Here is a 20585-nt window from a genome sequence, read left to right on the forward strand (position 1 = left end):
ATTTTCCGAAATTTTTCCGACCGATTTGTTAACGGTTCAGGGTGTGGGGGCGATAAACCTCGTAAGAATCGATCTGCAGCAACGTTGCCGATGCCATGACTTGCCGGAGAAACCAGGTGTCAGAGCGCGTCGGGGCCAGCTGATCTGCAGTACACCGACACACACAGCAGCACGTTTCACACGGTGCGCTGATGTCGACGAGCCGCTCGGGGGCGATGATGAATGCAGACAACCATGGCCGTGACCGCCGTTTCCGGGTCATTCCGCGCCGCGACGGCGACGTGGTGGTGCTGCAGGTCCGTGGTGACCTGGACGCCCTCACCGCGCCGACCCTCGGAACGCATCTGGATATCGCACTGGCGGGCGCGCCGTCGGTTCTCATCGTCGACATCACCGACGTGGAGTTCCTGGCTTCGGCAGGAATCAGCATGCTCGTCGAGACCCACAGGCTCACCTCGCGCGCCGACATCTCGCTGCGCGTGGTCGCCGAGGGTCCCGCCACCAGTAGACCCATCCGCATGATGCGGATCGACGAGGTCATCGACCTGTACGCCACGGTGGACGACGCGATGGCCGCACAGCTGCCTTAAGTGGGCGCGAACTCCCTGCCGTCACCCACTGCGGTGACCCTCATCCCGATCCGGACCGAATCAGGTTCACAGTCAATGATATTGGTGACCACTCGCAGGTCGTCCTGTTCATCGAGAAGGACGATCGCGATGACGTAGGGCACCGGGATCGCCGGGTTGAACGGGTGGTGGTTGACCGTGTAGGTGAAGACCTCCCCGCGGCCGGAGACCGGCTGGGGCGCAAGGTCGCTGCCGCACTCCGGGCAGTCGGCCTGCGGCGGTGACACCCACAGCAGGCAAGAGGCACACCGTGGCACGAGCATGCGGCTAACGTACCCCCGGTGACGCTCTTCGAGAAGAACGCGATCATCAGCGGCATCGGTATCTCGCGGATCGGTCGTCGCACCGGAATACCGGGTGTGGAGCTCACCGTCGAGGCCGTGCGCGCGGCGATAGCCGATGCGGGTCTCGCCCCGTCGGACATCGACGGTGTGGCGACGCTGGGCGATGTCCCGCTTGCACAATTGATGTCGGCGCTCGGAATCGAGGCCGCCGACCGCGGTGCCGAGATGCTCACCGGCGGGGTGATCAATCCTGTGCTCTCGGCCATCCGCGCCGTGGGGGAGGGCGGCTCTCGCCATGTGCTGGTGTACCGCACGGTGCAGATGCTGGGCGGGGCACTGACCGGTGACCGCACGACGCCGGTGGAGCCCACCGTGCTGACGTCGCCACCGGTCGAGCCCCGCGTGCCGGGTGTCCGACGGCGGATCGGGGCCATCGACGACATCGGGGAACTGCTTGCCGCACATGCCTATTCGGCGTCCAACTGGGTGGCCCTGCACTGCCGTCGGCATATGGAGCGCTACGGCACCACCAGGGAACAGCTGGGATGGCTGGCGATCAACAGCAGACGCAATGCCGCGCTCAACCCGCTGGCGGTCTACCGCGATCCGATGACCATGGCCGATTACCTTGCGGCGCGGCCGGTGTCGGCACCACTGGGTCTGTTCGACTGTGATGTCCCGGTCGACGGGTCGGTGGCCCTGGTGGTCTCGCGTTCCGACTATGCGCCGGACTGTCCGCACCCGGTCGCCGTCGAGGCGATCGGCGGGGCCTACGGTGCGGGCGGCTGGGTGCACCGCGACGACTATCCGCGCATGGCGTCGGTGGATGCCGCGGCCGAGATGTGGTCGCGCACCGACCTGGCGCCGTCCGACGTCCAGGTCGCGGAGCTCTACGACGGATTCACGTTCCTGACCTTCGCGTGGCTGGAGGCCCTCGGGCTGTGCGGAGAGGGGGAGGCCGGTCCGTTCGTCGAGGGCGCGCAGCGCATCGCGCTCGGCGGTGCGCTGCCGCTGAACACCTACGGTGGCCAGCTGTCGGCGGGGCGGCTGCACGGCCACTGGCTGCTGCACGAGGCGTGTCTGCAGCTGCGTGGCCAGGCCGGAGCTCGTCAGGTGGCGCGACGCCCCGAAGTCGCGGTCGCCGCGGCAGGCGGCGGGCCGATCGCCGGGTGCATGGTGCTCACCTGCAGGTGACGGTCAGCTCTTCGCGGATTGCTGATAGAGCGCCAGCGTCCAGCCGTCGCCGGTGCGGTGATAGACCGATGACATGGCCCCGACGAACGGTGCGTCCTGTCCGTCGCGCCATCCCGTGCCGGTGTAGACCAGCGCGGCGGTGTCCGGGCTGATCTTGACCAGCCGGACGTCCTCGATCTCGTAGCGCGCCCACGGGGGCGACTGGCCGAGCGACGAGATCACGGTGTCGCGGTCCATCACCATGCCGTTGGCCAATACCATCACCGCGTCGTCGGCCATGATGCCGCCGTAGAACGCGTCGCCGGTGCCGTCACACAGCGACTGCCAGCCGGCATGCTCGAGTCGGAGCAGTTCGTCGGTCACCTCGGAGTCCGTCATGTGCTTCGGATACCCACGTAATCTGGGTCCGATGCGGTACTTCTACAGCGCCGATGCCATCCGCGACGCGGAGGCGCCGCTGCTCGCGTCGCTGCCCGACGGTGTCCTGATGCGCCGGGCCGCGTTCGGCCTCGCGACCGTGATCGCCCGCGAGCTCGGCACGGTGGCAGGCAGAACGGTGTGCGCGGTCGTCGGCTCCGGCGACAACGGTGGTGACGCGCTGTGGGCGGCGACGTTCCTGCGACGCCGTGGAGCGGGCGCGTCTGCGGTCCTGCTGAAGCCTGAGCGCACCCACCGTCAGGCCCTCGCCGCGTTCCGGCGGGCCGGTGGTCGGATTGTCGAAAGTGTGCCGGCGGAAACGGATCTGGTGATCGACGGGGTCGTCGGTATCTCCGGCTCCGGTCCGCTGCGGCCGGATGCCGCGGCGATCTTCGCGGGCACCGAGGCGCCGGTGGTCGCCGTGGATCTGCCCAGCGGAGTCGACGTGCACACCGGGGCCACCGCGGGCGCTCACGTCACGCCCGCGGTGACCGTCACGTTCGGCGGGCGCAAACCGGTGCACGCGCTGGGTGACTGCGGCCGTGTCGAACTGGTCGACATCGGGCTGGACCTGGCACCGAGCGGGCTCAGGGCCCTGGACGCTGCGGACGTCGCGGCGTGTTGGCCGGTGCCGGGACCCGACGACGACAAGTACACCCAGGGTGTCACCGGTGTCATGGCCGGGTCCGCGACCTATCCGGGCGCCGCCATCTTGAGCACCGGTGCGGCGGTCGCGGCCACCTCCGGCATGGTCCGCTATGCGGGAACGGCTGCCCAAGAGGTGGTTTCGCACTGGCCCGAGGTCATCGCCACACCGTCGTACTCGACCGCGGGACGGGTGCAGGCGTGGGTGGTGGGTCCCGGGCTCGGCACCGACGACACCGCAGCGGCCGCGTTGGTCTTCGCGCTGGACACCGATCTGCCCGTGCTCGTCGACGCGGACGGGTTGACGATCCTGTCCGCACATCCCGACCTGGTGGCGGGCCGGAGCGCGCCCACCGTGCTGACCCCGCACGCCGGGGAGTTCGAGCGGTTGGCGGGGTCGCCGCCCGGCGACGACCGCGTCGCCGCCACCCGCAGGCTGGCCGACCGGTTCGGTGCCACCGTCCTGCTGAAAGGCAACGTCACCGTCATCGCCGAGCCCGGCGCCGACTCGGTCTACCTCAACGCCGCCGGTAACTCGTGGGCCGCCACCGCCGGCTCCGGCGACGTGTTGTCGGGAGTGATCGGTGCGCTGCTGGCCGCCGGGCGCTCGCCTGCCGAGGCGGCCGCGGCGGCGGCTTTCGTCCACGCGCGTGCCGCCGATCTGTCGGCCAGGGACCCGGGGCCCGCGCCCGCGCCGACATCGGCGTCCCGCATCCTGGCCCATCTGCGAACGGCGTTGGCTTCGATCCTCTAGAAAGGACCCCATGCCCAACGTTTCGCACCATTCGTCGCTGAGCCCTGCCTACACCGGCAGGCTGTCCACCTCGCCCATTCCGGCGTTGCGCCTGCCGGACGAGTCGATGGACCCGGAGCAGACCTACCGGTTCATCCACGACGAGTTGATGCTGGACGGCAGTTCGCGGCTGAACCTGGCGACGTTCGTCACGACATGGATGGATCCCGAGGCGGGCCGGCTGATGTCGGAGACGTTCGACAAGAACATGATCGACAAGGACGAATACCCGGTGACGGCCGCGATCGAGCAGCGCTGCGTGTGCATGGTCGCCGACCTGTTCCACGCCGAGAATCTGCGCGACGACGACCCGTCCACCGCGATCGGGGTGTCCACGGTCGGATCCAGTGAGGCCGTCATGCTCGCGGGACTGGCCATGAAGTGGCGGTGGCGCGAACGGGTCGGCGACGGGTGGAAGGGTCGCACTCCCAACCTGGTGATGGGCTCCAACGTGCAGGTGGTGTGGGAGAAGTTCTGCCGCTACTTCGACGTCGAGGCGCGGTACCTGCCGATGGAGGACGGGCGCTACGTCATCACCCCCGAGCAGGTGGTGGATGCGGTCGACGAGGACACCATCGGTGTGGTCGCGATCCTGGGCACGACGTTCACCGGCGAGTTGGAGCCGGTGGGCGAGATCTGCGCGGCGCTGGACAAGCTGGCCGCCGACGGCAAGCCCGATGTCCCGGTGCATGTCGACGCGGCCAGCGGCGGGTTCGTGGTGCCGTTCCTGCATCCACTGGTGGTGTGGGATTTCCGGTTGCCGCGCGTGGTGTCGATCAACGTCAGCGGGCACAAGTACGGCCTGACCTATCCCGGGATCGGGTTCGTCGTGTGGCGCAATGCTGAGCATCTGCCCGAGGACCTGGTGTTCCGGGTGAACTATCTCGGCGGCGACATGCCGACCTTCACGCTGAACTTCTCCCGGCCCGGTAACCAGGTGGTGGGTCAGTATTACAACTTCCTGCGGCTGGGCCGGGACGGCTATACGCAGGTGATGAGGTGCCTGGCCGACACCGCCCAGTGGCTGGCGCGTGAGCTCGCGACCATGACCGGGGCCGACGACAAACCGGTGTTCGAGATCATCTCGGACGGGTCGGCCATCCCGGTGGTGGCGTTCAAGCTCGTCGAGGGTGCGAAGTACACCGTGTTCGACGTCTCGGCGCTGCTGCGCAGCTACGGCTGGCAGGTACCCGCCTACACGATGCCCGACGACGCCTCCGACGTCGCCGTGCTGCGGATCGTCGTCCGTGAGGGGTTCTCGGCGAATCTGGCCCGAGCCATGCGGGACGACCTGGTCGAGGTGCTGGCCAAGCTGGACAAAGTGGGGATCGGCGGCTTCTCCGACGAGGAGCATTTCGCCCACTGAACCCGGGCCTGGGAGAATCACGGGCAGTGATCAACACCGAGAACATGACACAGAGCGAGCTTGCTGCGTCGCCCACCGCGGTGGTCGACCTCGACGCCATCGCCCACAACGTGGCTGTACTGCGCGAACACGCCGGTGCAGCCGCGGTGATGGCGGTGGTCAAGGCCGACGGCTACGGCCACGGCGCGTCGCAGGTGGCCCGCGCCGCGGTCGCCGCGGGTGCCGCGGAGCTCGGTGTCGCGACCCTCGATGAGGCACTGGCGCTGCGGCGCGACGGCATCACCGCGCGGGTGCTGTGCTGGCTGCACCCGCCGGGCACCGACTTCGCGCCTGCGCTGCTGGCCGACATCGACGTGGCGGTGTCCTCGCAGCAGCAGGTCGCCGATGTGGTCGACGCCGTCCGGCGCACGGGGCGTCCCGCGACGGTCACCGTCAAAGCGGACACCGGGTTGAGCCGCAACGGCGTCGCCGAAGCCGACTACCCGGCCGTCCTTGACGCGCTTCGGCGGGCCGAGAGCGAGGACGCAGTCCGGATCCGCGGCCTCATGTCGCACCTGGCGCACGGTGATGACCCCGATCACCCCTTCAACGATGTCCAGGCGCGCCGGTTGACCGAGCTGGCAGGGTTCGCCCGCGGCCACGGGGTGCACTACGACGTTGTGCACCTGAGTAATTCACCGGCCGCGCTGACACGGCCCGACCTGGCGTTCGACATGGTCAGGCCGGGAATCGCGGTGTACGGTCAGACGCCCATTCCCCAGCGCGGCGACATGGGCCTGCGTCCGGCGATGACGGTGAAATGCCCTGTGGCGCTGGTTCGTTCGATCAAGAAGGGCGACGGAGTGTCCTACGGGCACAGCTGGATCGCTGAGACTGACACCACGGTTGCCCTCATCCCGGCCGGGTACGCCGATGGCGTGTTCCGAAGTCTGAGCAACCGAATCGACGTGTCGATCAACGGCACGCGGTACCGCAACGTGGGCCGTATCTGCATGGACCAGTTCGTGGTGGACCTCGGCCCGCATCCGACCGATGTCGCGGTGGGTGACGACGCGATACTCTTCGGCCCCGGCACCGGCGGCGAACCGACCGCGCAGGACTGGGCGGAGCTGTTGGGGACCATCAACTACGAGGTCGTGACGAGCCCGCGCGGACGGATCGTGCGTTCCTACGTAGGGGGCCCCCGATGAGGGGCGGCGCCGGGTGGCTGGCCGGCGCGGCAGGGGTGGCGGCCGTCGGGTCGGCTGCGGGAGTCTCGCTGGCGAGCTCGCTGCGCCGTCGCGTGTCGGCCGACGATCCGCACCGGGACGAGGATTTCGAGTTGCTCGACGCTGACCGCAGCTGCGTGGTGACCACTCCTGACGGTGTCCCGCTGGCGGTGCGTGAGGTCGGGCCGGAGAACGCCCCGCTGACCGTCGTCTTCGCCCACGGCTTCTGTCTGCGGATGGGGTCGTTCCACTTTCAGCGCGCCTGTCTCACCGAGCACTGGGGCAAGCAGGTTCGGATGGTCTTCTACGATCAGCGCGGCCACGGCCAGTCCGGGGAAGCGTCGCCGGACACGTACACGGTAGAGCAACTGGGCCAGGATCTGGAGAGCGTGCTGGCTGTCATTGCACCGCGGGGACCCGTTGTGTTGGTGGGGCATTCGATGGGCGGGATGACCGTGCTATCGCACGCGCGGCAGTATCCGCAGCGCTATCCGACCCGGATCGTCGGTGCTGCTTTGATCTCGTCTGCCGCAGAGGGTGTCGCACGCTCCCCGCTGGGTGAGATTCTGAAAAACCCTGCGCTGGAGGCGGTCCGGTTCACCGCTCGGTACGCACCGAAGATGGTGCATCGCGGCAGGGGTGCTGCACGCTCGGTGATCGGGCCGATCCTGCGCGCGGCCTCCTATGGTGACGAGGGGGTCAGTCCGAGCGTGGTGGCGTTCTCCGAGCGGATGATGCACGACACGCCGATCGCCACGCTCGTCGAATTCCTGCACGCACTCGAGGTGCACGACGAGACTGCGGGGTTGGAGACGCTGAACAAGATCGAGACCCTGGTGGCGTGCGGCGATCGTGATCTGCTGACGCCGATGGAGTACTCGCAGGAGATGGCTGACGCGTTGGCGAAGTCTGAGCTCGTGATCGTCGGTGGCGCAGGACATCTGGTGCAACTGGAGCGCCCCGAGGTGATCGACGATGCACTGGTCCGACTTGTGGAGCGGGCGACCCCGTCGAAGCTGACCGCGCTGACGAGGCGGGTCAGGGATCGGGTGCGCAACCATGGATGACCGCTCGGGAACGGCGGAGTTGCTCAGCGCCGAGGACACCATCGCGCTGGGAGCGGCGCTCGGGAAGCAGCTGAGGGCAGGCGACGTCGTGGTGCTGTCTGGGCCGCTCGGCGCGGGAAAGACGGTGTTGGCCAAGGGTATCGCGCAGGCGATGGACGTCGAGGGGCCGGTGATCTCGCCGACGTTCGTGCTGGCCCGGGTGCACCGCGCCCGCAGCGACGGTGCGCCCGCCATGGTGCACGTCGATCTGTATCGACTGCTGGACCAGGCGTCGGTGGATCTGCTCGCCGAGCTCGATTCGCTGGATCTGGACACCGATCTCGAGGACGCCGTCGTGGTTGTCGAGTGGGGTGAAGGTGTCGCCGAACGGCTGTCGGACAGTCACCTCGACATTCGGTTGGAGCGGGCGCCCGACACCGACGTCCGCACTGCGATCTGGCAGTGGAGCAGGCCGTGAGACGGCTGGTCCTGGCCATCGACACCGCCACGCCCGCCGTCACGGCAGGCGTGGTCCTTCTCGATGATGGTGGTGTCGAACTGCTGGCCGAGCAGGTGACCGTGGACCCGCGCGCCCACGCCGAGCGATTGACCCCCAATATCGTTGCCGCGCTCGGTGATGCGGAGGTGTCGGCCGGTGATCTCGACGCGGTGGTCGTCGGGTGCGGTCCGGGTCCGTTCACGGGGCTGCGGGTCGGGATGGCGACGGCGGCGGCTTTCGGACATGCGCTCGGGGTCCCGGTCCGCGGGGTGTGCAGCCTGGACGCGATCGCGGTCGGGACGACGGGCGACGTTCTCGTCGTCACCGATGCCCGGCGCCGTGAGGTGTACTGGGCCCGCTACCGCGACGCGGTGCGCATTGACGGGCCGGCCGTCAGCGCCGCCGCCGACGTGCCCACCGGCGCCGAGGCGGTCGCAGGCTCGCCCGATCACACGGTGCTGTTCGACCTGCCCCGGCTCGCGCCGGTGTATCCCACGGCGGCAGGACTTGTTGGCGCAGTTGCAGATTGGACTGCCGATCCCGAGCCGTTGGTCCCGCTGTACCTGCGCCGCCCTGACGCGAAGCCGCAGGTGCAGAAATGAGTGCGGCGCAGTACGGCCCGCTCGTGCCTGCGGATGCGATGCGCTGCGCCGAATTGGAGGCGCAGCTGTTCGACGGCGACGATCCGTGGCCGGAGCGGGCATTTCTCGCAGAGCTGGCGGCAAAGCACAATCTGTATGTGGCTGCGCGGGTGGACGACAAGCTGGTGGGCTACGCGGGCATTGCCCGGCTGGGCCGAATCAAGCCGTTCGAGTATGAGATTCACACCATCGGTGTCGATCCCGCCTACCAGGGGCAGGGCATCGGAAGGAACCTGCTGCTGCGCCTGTTCGAGTACGCGGACGACGCGACCATCTTTCTCGAGGTGCGGACCGACAATGCCTCTGCCATCGCGCTGTATGAGAGCGAAGGGTTCACCAGGGTCGGGGTGCGCAAGCGGTACTACCGCGTCAGCGGTGCGGACGCCTACACGATGAAACGGGAGCGGCGATGATCATCCTGGCCATCGAGAGTTCCTGCGACGAAACGGGCGTCGGAATCGCCGACCTCGGCGACGACGGGTCGGTGACCTTGCTGGCCGACGAGGTCGCCTCCAGCGTCGACGAGCACGCCCGGTTCGGCGGTGTGGTGCCGGAGATCGCGTCGCGCGCGCACCTGGAGGCGCTGGGCCCGACGATGCGCAGGGCGCTGGCAGCCGCGGGTGTGGAGAAGCCCGATGTCGTGGCGGCCACGATAGGCCCCGGTCTCGCGGGGGCGCTGCTGGTGGGTGTCGCTGCAGCCAAGGCGTATTCGGCGGCGTGGCAGGTGCCGTTCTACGCGGTCAACCACCTGGGCGGGCATCTGGCCGCCGATGTGTTCGACCACGGGCCGCTGCCGGAGAGTATCGGCTTGCTGGTGTCGGGCGGGCACACCAATCTGCTGCACGTGCGATCGCTGGGGCAGCCCATCATCGAGTTGGGCTCGACCGTCGACGACGCGGCGGGGGAGGCGTACGACAAGATCGCACGGCTGCTAGGTCTGGGCTACCCGGGTGGTCGGGTGCTCGACGAACTGGCGCGCGAGGGCGATCCGAAGGCGGTCGTCTTTCCCCGCGGGATGACGGGCCCCCGCGACGAGCCCTACGCATTCAGCTTCTCCGGGCTCAAGACCGCGGTCGCGCGCTATGTCGAGAGCCACCCGGACGCGTCGCAAGCTGATGTGGCTGCGGGCTTTCAGGAGGCCGTGGCCGACGTGCTCACCCTCAAGGCGGTGCGTGCGGCCAAGGAGCTGGGCGTGTCCACGTTGCTGATCGCCGGCGGGGTGGCCGCCAACTCGCGGCTGCGGGAGTTGGCGGCACAGCGTTGCGAGGAGGCCGGATTGACACTGCGGATCCCACGGCCCCGGTTGTGCACCGACAACGGCGCGATGATCGCCTCGTTCGCGGCCCACCTGATCGCCGCGGGAGCGCCCCCGTCACCACTGGACGCCGCAAGCAATCCCGGGTTACCGGTGGTGCAGGGCCAGGTTGCATGAGCGGGGCGCTGGCCGACAAGCTGGCCGTCACCGAATTGCTGTATCGCTACGCCGAATTGATCGACGCCGGCGACTTCGACGGAGTCGGTCAACTGCTGGGGCGTGGCACGTTCATGGGTGTTGCCGGAGCCGACGCGATCGCCGAACTCTTCGCCGCCACCACCCGGCGGTTTCCCGACCACGACAACACGCCGCGGACGCGGCACCTAGTGCTCAACCCGATCGTCGATGTCGATGGCGACTCTGCGACCGCGCGCTCCACCTTCTGCGTGGTGCAGCGCACGGAAGCAATTGCGTTGCAGCCCATCGTGGTGGGGCGATACGCCGACACGTTCGGCCGCGACGCCGGCGGCTGGTTCTTCACCGGGCGCACGGTCGATGTGGAGATGGTCGGCGACGTGTCCGACCACCTGACGATGGATCCCAGCCGCTTCCGCTAAAAGGGCGGTGGGTGGTCGCCGGCGACCTCGTTGCGTTGTCGTTCAGCGGCGATGGCGCGGGCGCGGTTGTAGGCGCGGGTGTGGCGGCGGCGGGGCATCATCGTGCCGCGCCGGTCACTGAGGGGGATGTCCGGGGGGTCGCCGACCCAGAGGGTGGCGGTGGGTCGGCAGAGAGCTGGGAAGAGCAGTCTGCTGCCCGGATAGGTCGTGTAGGTGTGGCCGGTGGGGCTGGTCCAGATGATGGTGCCGTCAGGGTACTGGCGGTCGCGCCAGCCGAGGGCGCCGATCCAGAAGGTTTTCAGCAAGTGGTGGAAACGGCACAGGCACTTGAGGTTTGAGGGGTGCGTGGGTCCGACGGGGTAGGGCACGGTGTGGTCGATGTCGGCCGAGGTGGCGGGCTTGTCGCACCAGGGGAAGCGGCAGGTGAGGTCGCGGCAGCGGATGAAGTCGGCCAGCGCGCGGGAGGGGGTGTAGCGGGGTTCGGGGCCTGACTGCCCGGGGTGGATGATGTCGCGGATGTGGGTGCTCTCGACGTCGGAGACGAGCTCGCCGAGCAGGGGTGCGGGAGTGAGGCCGGCGCCGAAGACAAAGGCCGGCCTGGTGCACGCCGCGAAGGGCTTCGTGGACCGGGGCGCGGGGGCCGCCACGGTTTCCGGGCTGGGCTCGTCGGCCGCCTGAGCAGACGGCGGTGTGGTGGCGTCGGTGATGACGTAGACGGTGGTGTCGCGGCGGGGCCGCGGCCGGGCGGCGGCTTCGCAGTCGCCGGCGCCGCAGCGGCAGGCCAGGGCAGGGATGCCGGCGAGCAGCGCGGCATAGGCGTCGTTGCGTCGTTCGGTGACGGTGCGCGGATCGTCGTCGCAGACGCTGTAGACCAGTTCGGTCAGGACCCGTTCGGCGGTCGCGGCGTCGGAGGCCAGCATGCGCGCCCACACGCTGGTGTACCCCGGAGCGTCGGTGGGCGAGCCGAATTGCACGTCACGAGTGGCTGCGGAATCGCAGGTGATGCGCAGGCCGTTCGGATCGTGGCGCTCGACGAGGGCGTCGATCGCGGTGACGGTCTTCTTCTGCGACATGGGTCCCCAGCTGGTGATCTCGGCGGCGAGGTCGGCATCGACGGCGGCCACGAGATCGGGGTCGGTGATCAAGTAGGTGCGGGTCACGATGATCCGAACGAGCGTGTCGCTGATCAGCCCGCGCAGGAACAGGTCGGCTACGTGGGGCAGGCGGTCGCGTAGGGCGACTCCGCGGTGGGTCTGGTGAAGTGCCAGCCCGGAGGTGATGTGCTGCGCGGCGGCCAACTCTGCCGACACCGCGGCGTCAGGGTCGACCCACCAGTTTTCCCGGTCGGCGGCGGGCAGGCGGGTGCGGCGGACGAAGATCTCGGCCATCACCGCCAGCTTGCGGGCGCATGCCGCGTTCTCGGCGCGGGCGCAGGCGCGGGCGGCGTCGACGAGTTCGGCGGCCGACAGACCGTCCAGCTGTGAGGGCTCCGGCACAGATTGATCGAACATGTGTTCGATTTTAGGTGTGCCTACCGACAAGTCGGGTTGAACCGAGGCGGTGAGATCCGCGCCATGGACACGTCATCTACGTCGGCGTTCGCTAACTGGATAAACGTGGGCAGGGCGCTTCTGCGGAGGCGCCCTCGTCGCGCGCCGTGTTCGCCTACGGCGGACGCATTCGTACCCAGCCTTGAGGACCTAGCACTCTCGTGTATAGAGTGCTAGGTGGCAGTCGGATCAACCCTGTGTCGACACCCGCGACGACGGCGCGAGGGTGGACCCCGGCCACCGAGTAAGCACACACCCGCAGCAATAACAGAGTGAAGGGGCTCCATCGTGGCGAGCGTGAACATCAAGCCACTCGAGGACAAGATCCTCGTACAGGCCAACGAGGCCGAGACCACGACCGCTTCCGGTCTGGTCATCCCCGACACCGCCAAAGAGAAGCCGCAGGAAGGCACCGTCGTCGCAGTTGGCCCCGGCCGCTGGGATGAGGACGGCGAGAAGCGGATTCCTCTGGACGTGTCGGAGGGCGACGTAGTCATCTACAGCAAGTACGGCGGCACCGAGATCAAGTACAACAATGAGGAGTACTTGATCCTGTCTGCGCGCGACGTGCTGGCTGTCGTCTCCAAGTAATTCGAATCGTGTTCCGCCCCGGACGTTCCCGCACGCGCGGGTGATGTCCGGGGCGGTGCGCGTTATACCCGCATCTAGGGAAAGACATTCATGAGTAAGCAAATTGAGTTCAACGAAACCGCGCGCCGCGCCATGGAGGTCGGAGTCGACAAGCTCGCCGACGCGGTCAAGGTGACGCTCGGGCCGCGCGGTCGCCACGTGGTGCTGGCCAAGTCCTGGGGCGGTCCGACCGTCACCAACGACGGCGTCACCATCGCCCGAGAGATCGACCTCGAAGATCCCTTCGAGAACCTGGGTGCGCAGCTGGTGAAGTCGGTGGCCACCAAGACCAACGACGTCGCCGGTGACGGCACCACCACCGCCACCGTGCTCGCTCAGGCGATGGTCAGGGCCGGCCTGCGCAACGTCGCGGCCGGCGCCAACCCGATCTCGCTCGGCGTCGGCATCGCCAAGGCGGCCGAGGCGGTCTCGGAGGCCCTTCAGTCCGCGGCCATCCCGGTCAACGACAAGAAGGCCATCGCTCAGGTCGCCACCGTGTCGTCCCGTGACGAGCAGGTCGGCGAGTTGGTCGGCGAGGCGATGACCAAGGTCGGCACCGACGGTGTCGTGACGGTCGAGGAATCCTCGACCATGAACACCGAGCTCGAGGTCACCGAAGGCGTCGGCTTCGACAAGGGTTTCCTGTCCGCCTACTTCGTCACCGACTTCGATTCGCAGGAGGCGGTCCTCGAAGACGCGGTGGTGCTGCTGCACCGCGAGAAGATCAGCTCGCTGCCCGATCTGCTTCCGTTGCTGGAGAAGGTGGCCGAGGCCGGCAAGCCGTTGCTCATCGTCGCTGAAGACGTCGAGGGCGAGGCGCTGTCCACCCTGGTCGTCAACGCCATCCGCAAGACCCTGAAGGCTGTCGCGGTCAAGGCGCCGTTCTTCGGTGACCGCCGCAAGGCGTTCCTCGACGATCTCGCCGTCGTCACCGGCGGCCAGGTCGTCAACCCCGACGTGGGCCTGGTCCTGCGTGAGGTCGGCCTTGAGGTGCTCGGTTCCGCGCGTCGCGTCGTGGTCGACAAGGACAGCACGGTGATCGTCGACGGCGGCGGCACCCAGGAGGCCATCGACGGCCGCAAGTCGCAGCTGCGCGCCGAGATCGAGGCGTCCGACTCCGACTGGGACCGCGAGAAGCTCGAAGAGCGGCTCGCCAAGCTGTCCGGCGGCGTCGCGGTGATCAAGGTCGGCGCGGCCACCGAAACCGACCTGAAGAAGCGCAAGGAAGCGGTCGAGGACGCCGTCTCGGCGGCCAAGGCTGCCGTCGAAGAGGGCATCGTCGTCGGCGGCGGGTCCGCTCTGGTGCAGGCCCGCAAGTCGCTGGACAAGCTCCGCGAAGGGCTGTCCGGTGACGAGGCGATCGGCGTCGACGTGTTCTCCTCTGCGCTGTCGGCACCGCTGTACTGGATCGCCACGAACGCCGGGCTCGACGGCTCCGTTGTCGTCAACAAGGTCTCGGAGTTGCCGGCAGGGCACGGCTTCAACGCCGCCACCCTGACCTACGGCGACCTGATCGCCGACGGCGTCATCGACCCGGTCAAGGTCACCCGCTCCGCGGTGGTCAACGCGGCGTCGGTGGCCCGGATGATCCTCACCACGGAGACGGCGATCGTCGACAAGCCGGCCGAGTCCGAGGACGACGGCCACGGCCACAGCCACGGTCACGGCCACTCGCACTAGAACCAGCACACGAAGAACACCCCCGGTCTCCGCGACCGGGGGTGTTTTCGTTGTCGGCGCTACTGAAGCGTCGGCTGAATCGACACCAGCTCGAACGTGGCCGACGCCGCGTCGCCGGGAACGAACCGGACGACCAGGGTGCCAGGGGGAAACTGGGTGGCCAGGTCGTTCAACGTGCGAGGCATGAACACTCTCGCCTTGGCGTTGCCGTACCAGCTGGGGTCGGAGGGGTCGACGTCGAGGTGGCCGACCTGGTCGATCGTGGTGTCCCAGTTCGTGACGGCCTCCGGCCGCGGGGCGGTGCCCACCGACGGCAGGTAGGCGTCGGCCTGTCCGGCAAGGGTCACCGCTTCGCCACCACCGACGGGCGACCCGGTGATCGTTCCGTTGACCACATCGGCTGTCACCGACTCAAGGCGCGCTGAGCACACTCCGTCGACGACGGTGGCCGGGGCGCAGAATCCGGGCAGCGCCGGGGCGGCGTGCGCCGGAGCGACGGTGAGGACCGCCGGGATTACCAGGGCGGTGAGCATGGCGGCACAGGTGCGATTCGACATCACTGTTTTCATCGCTGCATTCACGGCGAGAGTTACGCTCAGCTCACCCGAGAGACGGCGAGGAAGTATGCGCCCGAGGTGTCTGCGGCACGCAGTGGCAGGGCTCGTCGTGTGCACGACGGCGATGGTGCCGGCGCCGCAGGCGGGTGCGGACCCACTGAATCCGATCCCGGGCAATGGGTTCTTCATCGTCGGCCGCGACATCGCCCCGGGCCTCTATCGGACGGACGGCTCCGCGTCGATCTTCGGGGTCTGGATCAACGACGTGCCGACGCAGGATTCCATGTGCCTGTGGTTCACCTACAGCACGCCTGATACGAACAAGGACAACGTGGTGGCGACGAACATGTCCGTCGGTCCGATGTACGCGACCATCAACGCGACGGTGATGGCGTTCGAATCGCGTAACTGCGAACCCTGGATCCGGACGACCTGAGACCGTGGCGGAGCAGGTTCGGTTGCAGGACGGCCGCACGCTGTCGTATGCGGAGTTTGGCGACCCGGACGGATTCACCGTCCTCAATGCGCACGGTGGGCTGGCCTGCCGGCTCGATGTGGCCGGGGCAGCAGACGCCGCCGGCTCGTGTGGGGTCCGGTTGATCTCGCCGGATCGGCCAGGGGTCGGGCGTTCTGACCCACAGCCGGGCCGAACGGTCCTGGATTGGGCCGACGACGTCGCTGCGCTGCTCGACCAGCTCGACGTCGACCGGTTTGCGGCCATGGGGTGGTCCCTTGGCGGCCAGTATGCCGCGGCGGTCGGATACGCTCTGCCGCAACGTGTTTCGCGGGTCGCCATCATCGCCGGGGCCTTGCCGCTGACGGAGCCCGGAACACTCGATCGGATGCCGCCGATCGATCGAACCTTCGTCGCGCTGTCCCGCCGAGCGCCGTGGGCCGCGCGACTCTGCTTTCGGGGCATGGCATTCGCTGCCAGGAGCGCGCCGCGCCTCTACGGCCGCCTTGCGGCGCGCAACCTCGGGCCCGCGGACGCCGACGTGCTGCAATCGCAGGGTCTTTCGACCTTCGCGCAGATGTCCCAGGAAGCCCTGCGGCAGCCGCAGGGCGTCGTCGAGGAGTACCGGGCGATGGTGCGTCCGTGGGGTTTCGCACCCGAGGACATCGCGGTGCCGGTGGACGTCTGGGGAGGAACACAGGACCAGCTGCTCGACCCGTCGTGGCCGGGTGAACTCGCGCGCCGGATTCCGGGCGCGGTACTGAACCTGAAATCGGGCGGGCACTTCCTGGCCCACCTGTACTACCGGGAGATCTTCGAGGCGCTGCGCACAGTGTGACAGCCCGGTTTGGTGCCGCAAACGATGCCGGTATACCCTCGACGCCGTGATCATCGGCGTGCGTGCCAGCTATTGGCGCTTTATCCAGGCTCCGGGCGGAGCCGATAAAGCGCAGCGCTAAGCAACGCATCCACCCGGAGCCCTGGCAGTGACCATCAGGTCGCTGCCTTTCGTCATTCAAGGGCGCCGGACTTCTCGAAGGTGCCCGATTTCAGAAAGGCACCATCGTGAATCTGGCGCAGATCGCCACCCCGCAGGTCACGTCCGACCGGCGAATCCGCAGTTTCAGCGACATCCCCAGCCCCCACGACGTCCTCACCGAGTTCCCGCTCGGCGGGCGGCGGGCCGAGCGGGTTGCCCGCGACCGCGACGAGATCGCCGACATTCTCGCGGGCCGCGACCAGCGCCTGCTCGTCGTCGTGGGTCCGTGCTCCGTGCACGACCCCCAGGCTGCGCTGGAGTACGCCAGCCGGCTGGTCAAGGTCGCCGACGAACTCGGTGACCGGCTGAAAGTGGTCATGAGGGTGTACTTCGAGAAGCCCCGCACCACGATCGGCTGGAAAGGGCTCATCAACGACCCCGGCATGGACAACACGTTCGACGTGGCGCGGGGCCTGCGTACCGCCCGTCAACTGCTGCTCGACATCATCGACATCGGTCTGCCCGTCGGCTGTGAATTCCTGGAACCCACCAGTCCGCAGTACATCGCCGATGCGGTGGCGTGGGGCGCGATCGGCGCCCGCACCACGGAGTCGCAGGTGCACCGTCAACTGGCGTCGGGTCTGTCGATGCCGATCGGGTTCAAGAACGGCACCGACGGCAACGTCCAGGTGGCTGTCGACGGTGTGAATGCCGCCGCCGCCCCGCACGTCTTTTTCGGGATGAACGACCTGGGCCGGGGTGCACTCGTGAGCACGACCGGCAACCAGGACTGCCACGTGATCCTGCGCGGTGGCACCGACGGACCGAACTGGGATGCGGAATCGGTGGCTGCGGCGGCGGCCAGCCTGGTCAAGGCCGGCTTGCCGGGCCGGGTCGTGATCGACTGTAGCCACGCCAATTCCGGCAAGGACCACGTTCGTCAGGCGCAGGTCGCGACGAGCGTCGCCCAGCTGGTTCGCGACGGACTTCCCGTCAGCGGAGTCATGCTGGAGAGCTTCCTGGAGGCAGGTGCGCAGTCACCCGAGGCTCGCCCGCTCACCTACGGGCAGTCCGTGACGGACAAGTGCATGGATTGGGATGCAACCGATCTGGTGCTGCGGGAGCTCGCCAACCACGGCTGATTCTCAGCTTCGGGGGCACGTTCTCGCAGTACATTTCCAGGTATGAACAAGATCAGACGCCCCGTTGCGGTAGTGGCCGCCGGCATCGCGGCCGTGGGGATCGCGGCGGGGTGTGCCGGGCAGTCGCGCAACGAGGCTCCGGCCACCGGGGTGATGCCGCCGACGGGAGCCGGCGGTACCGCAGCGGATTCCGTCGTCGGGCCGGCTCCGGAATTCGGCCCGCCGCAGGCGCCGCCGCCGGTAGAGAAGCGTGACGTCGTCAAGTCGGCGTCGATGACCCTTACCGTGCCCAACCCGTCGTCTGCCGCGGACAAGGCAGCGGTCATCGTCGAGCAGGCCGACGGCCGGGTCGACAGTCGCACCGAGGACGCGGGTTCGGGTACCGGGCGCGCGGTCACCTCGATCGTGTTGCGGGTGCCGGTGGCCAAGCTCGATGGGGTGATGCGCGAGCTGAAGGCGCTCGGCACGGTCGAGACCGCGACGACCACCGCCGACGATGTCACGGCCCAGCGGGTCGATCTGGACGCGCGGATCAGAGCGCTCCAGACGTCGGTGGACCGGCTACTCGCCATCATGCGTGACGCCGCCGATCCCGACGTGCTCATCACGGCCGAGGGTGCGCTGTCGGAACGGCAGGCCGAACTCGACAGCCTGCGCGCTCAGCGGGAGGCGCTGGGCGATCAGATCTCCTACAGCACCGTCAATGTCAGCTTCTACGCAGAACAGGTCGGCGGCCCCGCGCCGAAGGAATACGAAGGATTCTTCGGCCAGGTGGAGCGTGGGTGGGATGCGATGGTCGCGGTGGCCGGCGCAGCGATCCTGCTCCTGGGTCTGATGCTGCCCTGGTTGGGTGTGCTGGTCGTGGTCGGAGCCGTTCTCATCGTCGTTATCCGATGGGCGATGCGCAGGCCGGTCCCCGCACCTGTGCCCGTCTCCGCGAGTCCTGCGGAGCCCGACGTCGCGGAGCCGGCCACCCCGGATCGACGTGAGGAGTAGCGCGGCAGGTGGCTACGCTTCCAGCCGAGCGCGAACGGCGGCCAGGCGCTGCTGTAACGCCTCCTCGGTGATGACGCCACGAGCCAGCAGTGAATGGGCAAGCGCTACAAGCTGATTCTCGGGGTAGGGCAGCTCGCGGTAGCGGGACGCGGCGAGCGCGTCCTCTTCATCCCTGCGCTCCTTGAACGTCGGGACCTCCGTGCCGCACGCGGCCTGATCGAGTGCGTCGCAGAGTCCGTCGAGGCTGGTCTTCCACGGCGGCACGGGGTTCTCGACGCCGTACTTCGCGGCCATCACAGACCACACCTGGTTGCGTTCGACGATGCCCGTCAGCGACGGACTGTCCAGATTCTCGATCGAGGGCGACTTGTCGGTCATGGGTGCAGCGCGGGCCGGGTATCGGTGATCACGTTGGTGGTGACGCCGGCCTTGGGGAGCGCGACTCCGATGAGGCAGTCGCGGGTGACGATCTCGGCCAGCTGGTCCTCGGTCCAGCCGTCCGTGCCGTCGGGCCGCACGGGCATCACCATGAAGCGGTGCTTCTGGTTGGAGTCCTGTACCCGGACATCGACGTCATCGGGCAGGTAGAGGCCGAACTCGGCCAGCACCTGCCGCGGCCAACGGACCAGACGGCGACGGTAGTTCGGGGTGCGGTACCACTCCGGGGAGTTGCCGAGTATGGGCCGCGGGTAGCACGAGCACAGCGCGCACACGATGACGTGGTGCACGGTCGGGGTGTCCGCCAGAATTTCGAAAGCTGTGAAGTCGCTGGGGGTTCCGAAGCCGGTGGGCTCCATCCAGTCGACGCCGACCTCCTTACTGGCGGTCATCGGCTCGGTGAGCGCAAGCTGCCTGAAGTCCGGATCGAGCCATGCCTTGGCGACGAGGCGGGCGGCGGGCGTCGGCCCGATCTGCTCGGCGAACTCGGTGAAGTGACGATGTTCCTCGGCGGTGAAAATGCCCTTCTCGATGCACAATTCACGCAGGGCGATCTCCAGGACCTCGAAATCGGTGATCTCATCGACCATGGGCTTGACGGTCCGGTCGTGGTCGTGGTCGTGGTCGTGCGCCATGCGTGCTCCCTGTCTTCGGGTTCCAGCTCGCCGATTCGAGCCATCGTTCGGGGATCTCGGTGCGCAGCGTGTCACTCGACGTGCCGGTGTAGCCGTGCCACAGCTCGGCCATGGTGAATTCGACGACGTAGAACCATTCCGGCGTGGCGTCCGGACGGTCCCACGTCTCGTCCTCGGCGGCCGGGCTCTCGTAGGCGACAGTGGCGATCTTCCCTGTTGCGCCACGTACATATTCCGGAGTGCGCGTGTAGAAGACGACAGGAAGGTCCCGCACGGTCACCGGCTCGCCGACCGCGAACTTCGGCTCGCCGGCCTGACCCGCGTATACCTGCGGATCGCCCTTGCCGACCGCGTGGATGTGGTGGGCGTTGCGGGTGACTGTGGATCCGTCGCCGACAGACTTCGGCTGGGCCTCGATCGTCTTGCCGTTCAGGCCGCCTGCGTAGCGCTGCTGCACCTCGGCCATGCGCTCGCTGAGCTCACCCAGGGCGATGTGGTGCTTCTCCACCAGGACCCGCGCGACCGCCAGCAGCCAGCGTCCGTAGTACGGCAGGCCCAGGTACTCGGCACGGCCGACATCCACATTGCCGATGCGGCGCCGCTCCTCGGAGAGCCAGATACCTCGCCAGGCGAGCACCTCGCAGATGACGTACGTCAGCTCTTCCCACTGCTCGTACTGCTTGTTCTCGTATTTCATCGGCGCATCGGGCTCGCCGCCGACATCGTGAACCGGCTTCAGATACGCCTTGATTCGCCCGTGGTCGAGCATGTCCGGGGTGGGTGCGTCGGGGAGCTCTGGATAGGCGGACTTCAGTCGTGCGACCAACGCCAACTGTTCGGCCCGTTCGGCTGAGGTGCTCACGACAGTCCTCCATCATGCCGAGACGGCAGGGGAGCAACGCCGAGACTTCGATACGGCTCTACGGTTGA

General features: G+C 68.0%; 24 protein-coding genes. 17 read left to right on the top strand and 7 right to left on the bottom strand.

Annotated features, from left to right (window positions below):
* Positions 1-191: 191 nt before the first annotated feature.
* Complete coding sequence (locus tag EL337_RS05940) at positions 192-590, top strand: STAS domain-containing protein (RefSeq protein WP_232786678.1); 399 nt, start codon at positions 192-194, stop codon at positions 588-590.
* On the opposite strand, the gene EL337_RS05945 is transcribed toward EL337_RS05940, so the two are convergent.
* Positions 587-892 (bottom strand): Zn-ribbon domain-containing OB-fold protein, encoded by a 306-nt coding sequence (locus tag EL337_RS05945; protein WP_048630128.1) that lies wholly within the window; start codon positions 890-892, stop codon positions 587-589. The two genes, EL337_RS05940 and EL337_RS05945, sit on opposite strands and share 4 nt — an antisense overlap.
* 18 nt (positions 893-910) lie before the next feature.
* Between EL337_RS05945 and EL337_RS05950 the strand changes: the two genes are divergently transcribed.
* Complete coding sequence (locus tag EL337_RS05950; protein WP_048630129.1) at positions 911-2107, top strand: thiolase family protein; 1197 nt, start codon at positions 911-913, stop codon at positions 2105-2107.
* A gap of 3 nt (positions 2108-2110) precedes the next feature.
* Here EL337_RS05950 and EL337_RS05955 read toward each other — a convergent pair whose 3' ends face one another.
* Positions 2111-2485: a nuclear transport factor 2 family protein gene (locus tag EL337_RS05955; RefSeq protein ID WP_048630130.1), complete on the bottom strand. Its 375-nt coding sequence runs from the start codon at positions 2483-2485 to the stop codon at positions 2111-2113.
* Positions 2486-2516: 31 nt separating this feature from the next.
* On the opposite strand from EL337_RS05955, the gene EL337_RS05960 reads away from it, so the two are divergent.
* Genes EL337_RS05960 through EL337_RS06000 form a run of 9 tightly spaced genes read left to right on the top strand, consistent with a single transcriptional unit; the run spans position 2517 to position 10594 of the window.
* Positions 2517-3923 (top strand): NAD(P)H-hydrate dehydratase, encoded by a 1407-nt coding sequence (locus EL337_RS05960; RefSeq protein ID WP_048630131.1) that lies wholly within the window; start codon positions 2517-2519, stop codon positions 3921-3923.
* 10 nt (positions 3924-3933) lie between these two features.
* On the top strand, positions 3934-5328 hold the full coding sequence (locus EL337_RS05965) for a glutamate decarboxylase (protein ID WP_048630132.1): 1395 nt from the start codon (positions 3934-3936) through the stop codon (positions 5326-5328).
* Between the two features lie 44 nt (positions 5329-5372).
* The gene (gene alr, locus EL337_RS05970; protein ID WP_083442962.1) at positions 5373-6518 is read left to right on the top strand and encodes an alanine racemase; all 1146 of its coding nucleotides are present in this window, start codon (positions 5373-5375) and stop codon (positions 6516-6518) included.
* Positions 6515-7603: an alpha/beta fold hydrolase gene (locus EL337_RS05975; RefSeq protein WP_048630134.1), complete on the top strand. Its 1089-nt coding sequence runs from the start codon at positions 6515-6517 to the stop codon at positions 7601-7603. The genes alr and EL337_RS05975 overlap by 4 nt, the downstream gene beginning before the upstream one ends.
* Positions 7596-8060: a tRNA (adenosine(37)-N6)-threonylcarbamoyltransferase complex ATPase subunit type 1 TsaE gene (tsaE, locus tag EL337_RS05980; RefSeq protein WP_048630135.1), complete on the top strand. Its 465-nt coding sequence runs from the start codon at positions 7596-7598 to the stop codon at positions 8058-8060. The genes EL337_RS05975 and tsaE overlap by 8 nt, the downstream gene beginning before the upstream one ends.
* Positions 8057-8683, top strand: a complete 627-nt coding sequence (gene tsaB, locus EL337_RS05985; RefSeq protein ID WP_048630831.1) for a tRNA (adenosine(37)-N6)-threonylcarbamoyltransferase complex dimerization subunit type 1 TsaB — start codon at positions 8057-8059, stop codon at positions 8681-8683. Before tsaE ends, tsaB begins: the two co-directional genes overlap by 4 nt.
* Positions 8680-9135 carry a ribosomal protein S18-alanine N-acetyltransferase gene (gene rimI, locus EL337_RS05990; protein WP_048630136.1) on the top strand — a complete coding sequence of 152 codons (456 nt, stop codon included), beginning with the start codon at positions 8680-8682 and terminating at the stop codon, positions 9133-9135. Before tsaB ends, rimI begins: the two co-directional genes overlap by 4 nt.
* Positions 9132-10154 (top strand): tRNA (adenosine(37)-N6)-threonylcarbamoyltransferase complex transferase subunit TsaD, encoded by a 1023-nt coding sequence (tsaD, locus tag EL337_RS05995; protein WP_048630137.1) that lies wholly within the window; start codon positions 9132-9134, stop codon positions 10152-10154. The genes rimI and tsaD overlap by 4 nt, the downstream gene beginning before the upstream one ends.
* The gene (locus EL337_RS06000) at positions 10151-10594 is read left to right on the top strand and encodes a nuclear transport factor 2 family protein (protein ID WP_048630138.1); all 444 of its coding nucleotides are present in this window, start codon (positions 10151-10153) and stop codon (positions 10592-10594) included. Before tsaD ends, EL337_RS06000 begins: the two co-directional genes overlap by 4 nt.
* Here the strand turns inward: EL337_RS06000 and EL337_RS06005 are convergent.
* Positions 10591-12105, bottom strand: a complete 1515-nt coding sequence (locus EL337_RS06005; protein ID WP_048630139.1) for an HNH endonuclease signature motif containing protein — start codon at positions 12103-12105, stop codon at positions 10591-10593. The genes EL337_RS06000 and EL337_RS06005 overlap by 4 nt on opposite strands.
* 327 nt (positions 12106-12432) lie before the next feature.
* Here EL337_RS06005 and groES point away from each other — a divergent pair, with 327 nt between their 5' ends.
* Together groES and groL are read left to right on the top strand one after the other, a co-directional pair.
* A complete protein-coding gene (gene groES / locus EL337_RS06010) occupies positions 12433-12735 on the top strand; it encodes a co-chaperone GroES (protein ID WP_048630140.1) in 303 nt (100 codons plus the stop codon).
* 90 nt (positions 12736-12825) lie between these two features.
* Positions 12826-14454 carry a chaperonin GroEL gene (gene groL, locus EL337_RS06015; protein ID WP_048630141.1) on the top strand — a complete coding sequence of 543 codons (1629 nt, stop codon included), beginning with the start codon at positions 12826-12828 and terminating at the stop codon, positions 14452-14454.
* Positions 14455-14513: 59 nt separating this feature from the next.
* Here groL and EL337_RS06020 read toward each other — a convergent pair whose 3' ends face one another.
* Positions 14514-15011 (bottom strand): hypothetical protein, encoded by a 498-nt coding sequence (locus EL337_RS06020; protein ID WP_048630142.1) that lies wholly within the window; start codon positions 15009-15011, stop codon positions 14514-14516.
* 67 nt (positions 15012-15078) lie between these two features.
* Here EL337_RS06020 and EL337_RS06025 point away from each other — a divergent pair, with 67 nt between their 5' ends.
* The 4 genes from EL337_RS06025 (at position 15079) to EL337_RS06040 (ending at position 18582) form a co-directional block, all read left to right on the top strand.
* Positions 15079-15447: an Rv1352/Rv1906c domain-containing protein gene (locus tag EL337_RS06025; RefSeq protein WP_048630143.1), complete on the top strand. Its 369-nt coding sequence runs from the start codon at positions 15079-15081 to the stop codon at positions 15445-15447.
* 4 nt (positions 15448-15451) lie between these two features.
* On the top strand, positions 15452-16303 hold the full coding sequence (locus EL337_RS06030) for an alpha/beta fold hydrolase (RefSeq protein ID WP_048630144.1): 852 nt from the start codon (positions 15452-15454) through the stop codon (positions 16301-16303).
* Between the two features lie 227 nt (positions 16304-16530).
* Positions 16531-17586 carry a 3-deoxy-7-phosphoheptulonate synthase gene (locus EL337_RS06035; RefSeq protein ID WP_048630145.1) on the top strand — a complete coding sequence of 352 codons (1056 nt, stop codon included), beginning with the start codon at positions 16531-16533 and terminating at the stop codon, positions 17584-17586.
* Between the two features lie 42 nt (positions 17587-17628).
* Positions 17629-18582: a DUF4349 domain-containing protein gene (locus tag EL337_RS06040; protein WP_048630146.1), complete on the top strand. Its 954-nt coding sequence runs from the start codon at positions 17629-17631 to the stop codon at positions 18580-18582.
* Between the two features lie 12 nt (positions 18583-18594).
* On the opposite strand, the gene EL337_RS06045 is transcribed toward EL337_RS06040, so the two are convergent.
* From EL337_RS06045 to EL337_RS06055, 3 genes are read right to left on the bottom strand one after another with little or no spacing between them, the layout of a single operon-like run.
* Positions 18595-18960: a hypothetical protein gene (locus tag EL337_RS06045; RefSeq protein ID WP_048630147.1), complete on the bottom strand. Its 366-nt coding sequence runs from the start codon at positions 18958-18960 to the stop codon at positions 18595-18597.
* Entirely contained in the window at positions 18957-19655 is a 699-nt protein-coding gene (scnC, locus tag EL337_RS06050; protein WP_048630148.1) for a thiocyanate hydrolase subunit gamma, read from the bottom strand. The genes EL337_RS06045 and scnC overlap by 4 nt, the downstream gene beginning before the upstream one ends.
* Positions 19600-20517, bottom strand: a complete 918-nt coding sequence (locus EL337_RS06055; RefSeq protein ID WP_083442900.1) for a nitrile hydratase subunit beta — start codon at positions 20515-20517, stop codon at positions 19600-19602. Before EL337_RS06055 ends, scnC begins: the two co-directional genes overlap by 56 nt.
* Between the last annotated feature and the right edge of the window lie 68 nt (positions 20518-20585).

The organism is Mycolicibacterium aurum (genome assembly GCF_900637195.1).
GTDB classification, from domain to species: domain Bacteria; phylum Actinomycetota; class Actinomycetes; order Mycobacteriales; family Mycobacteriaceae; genus Mycobacterium; species Mycobacterium aurum.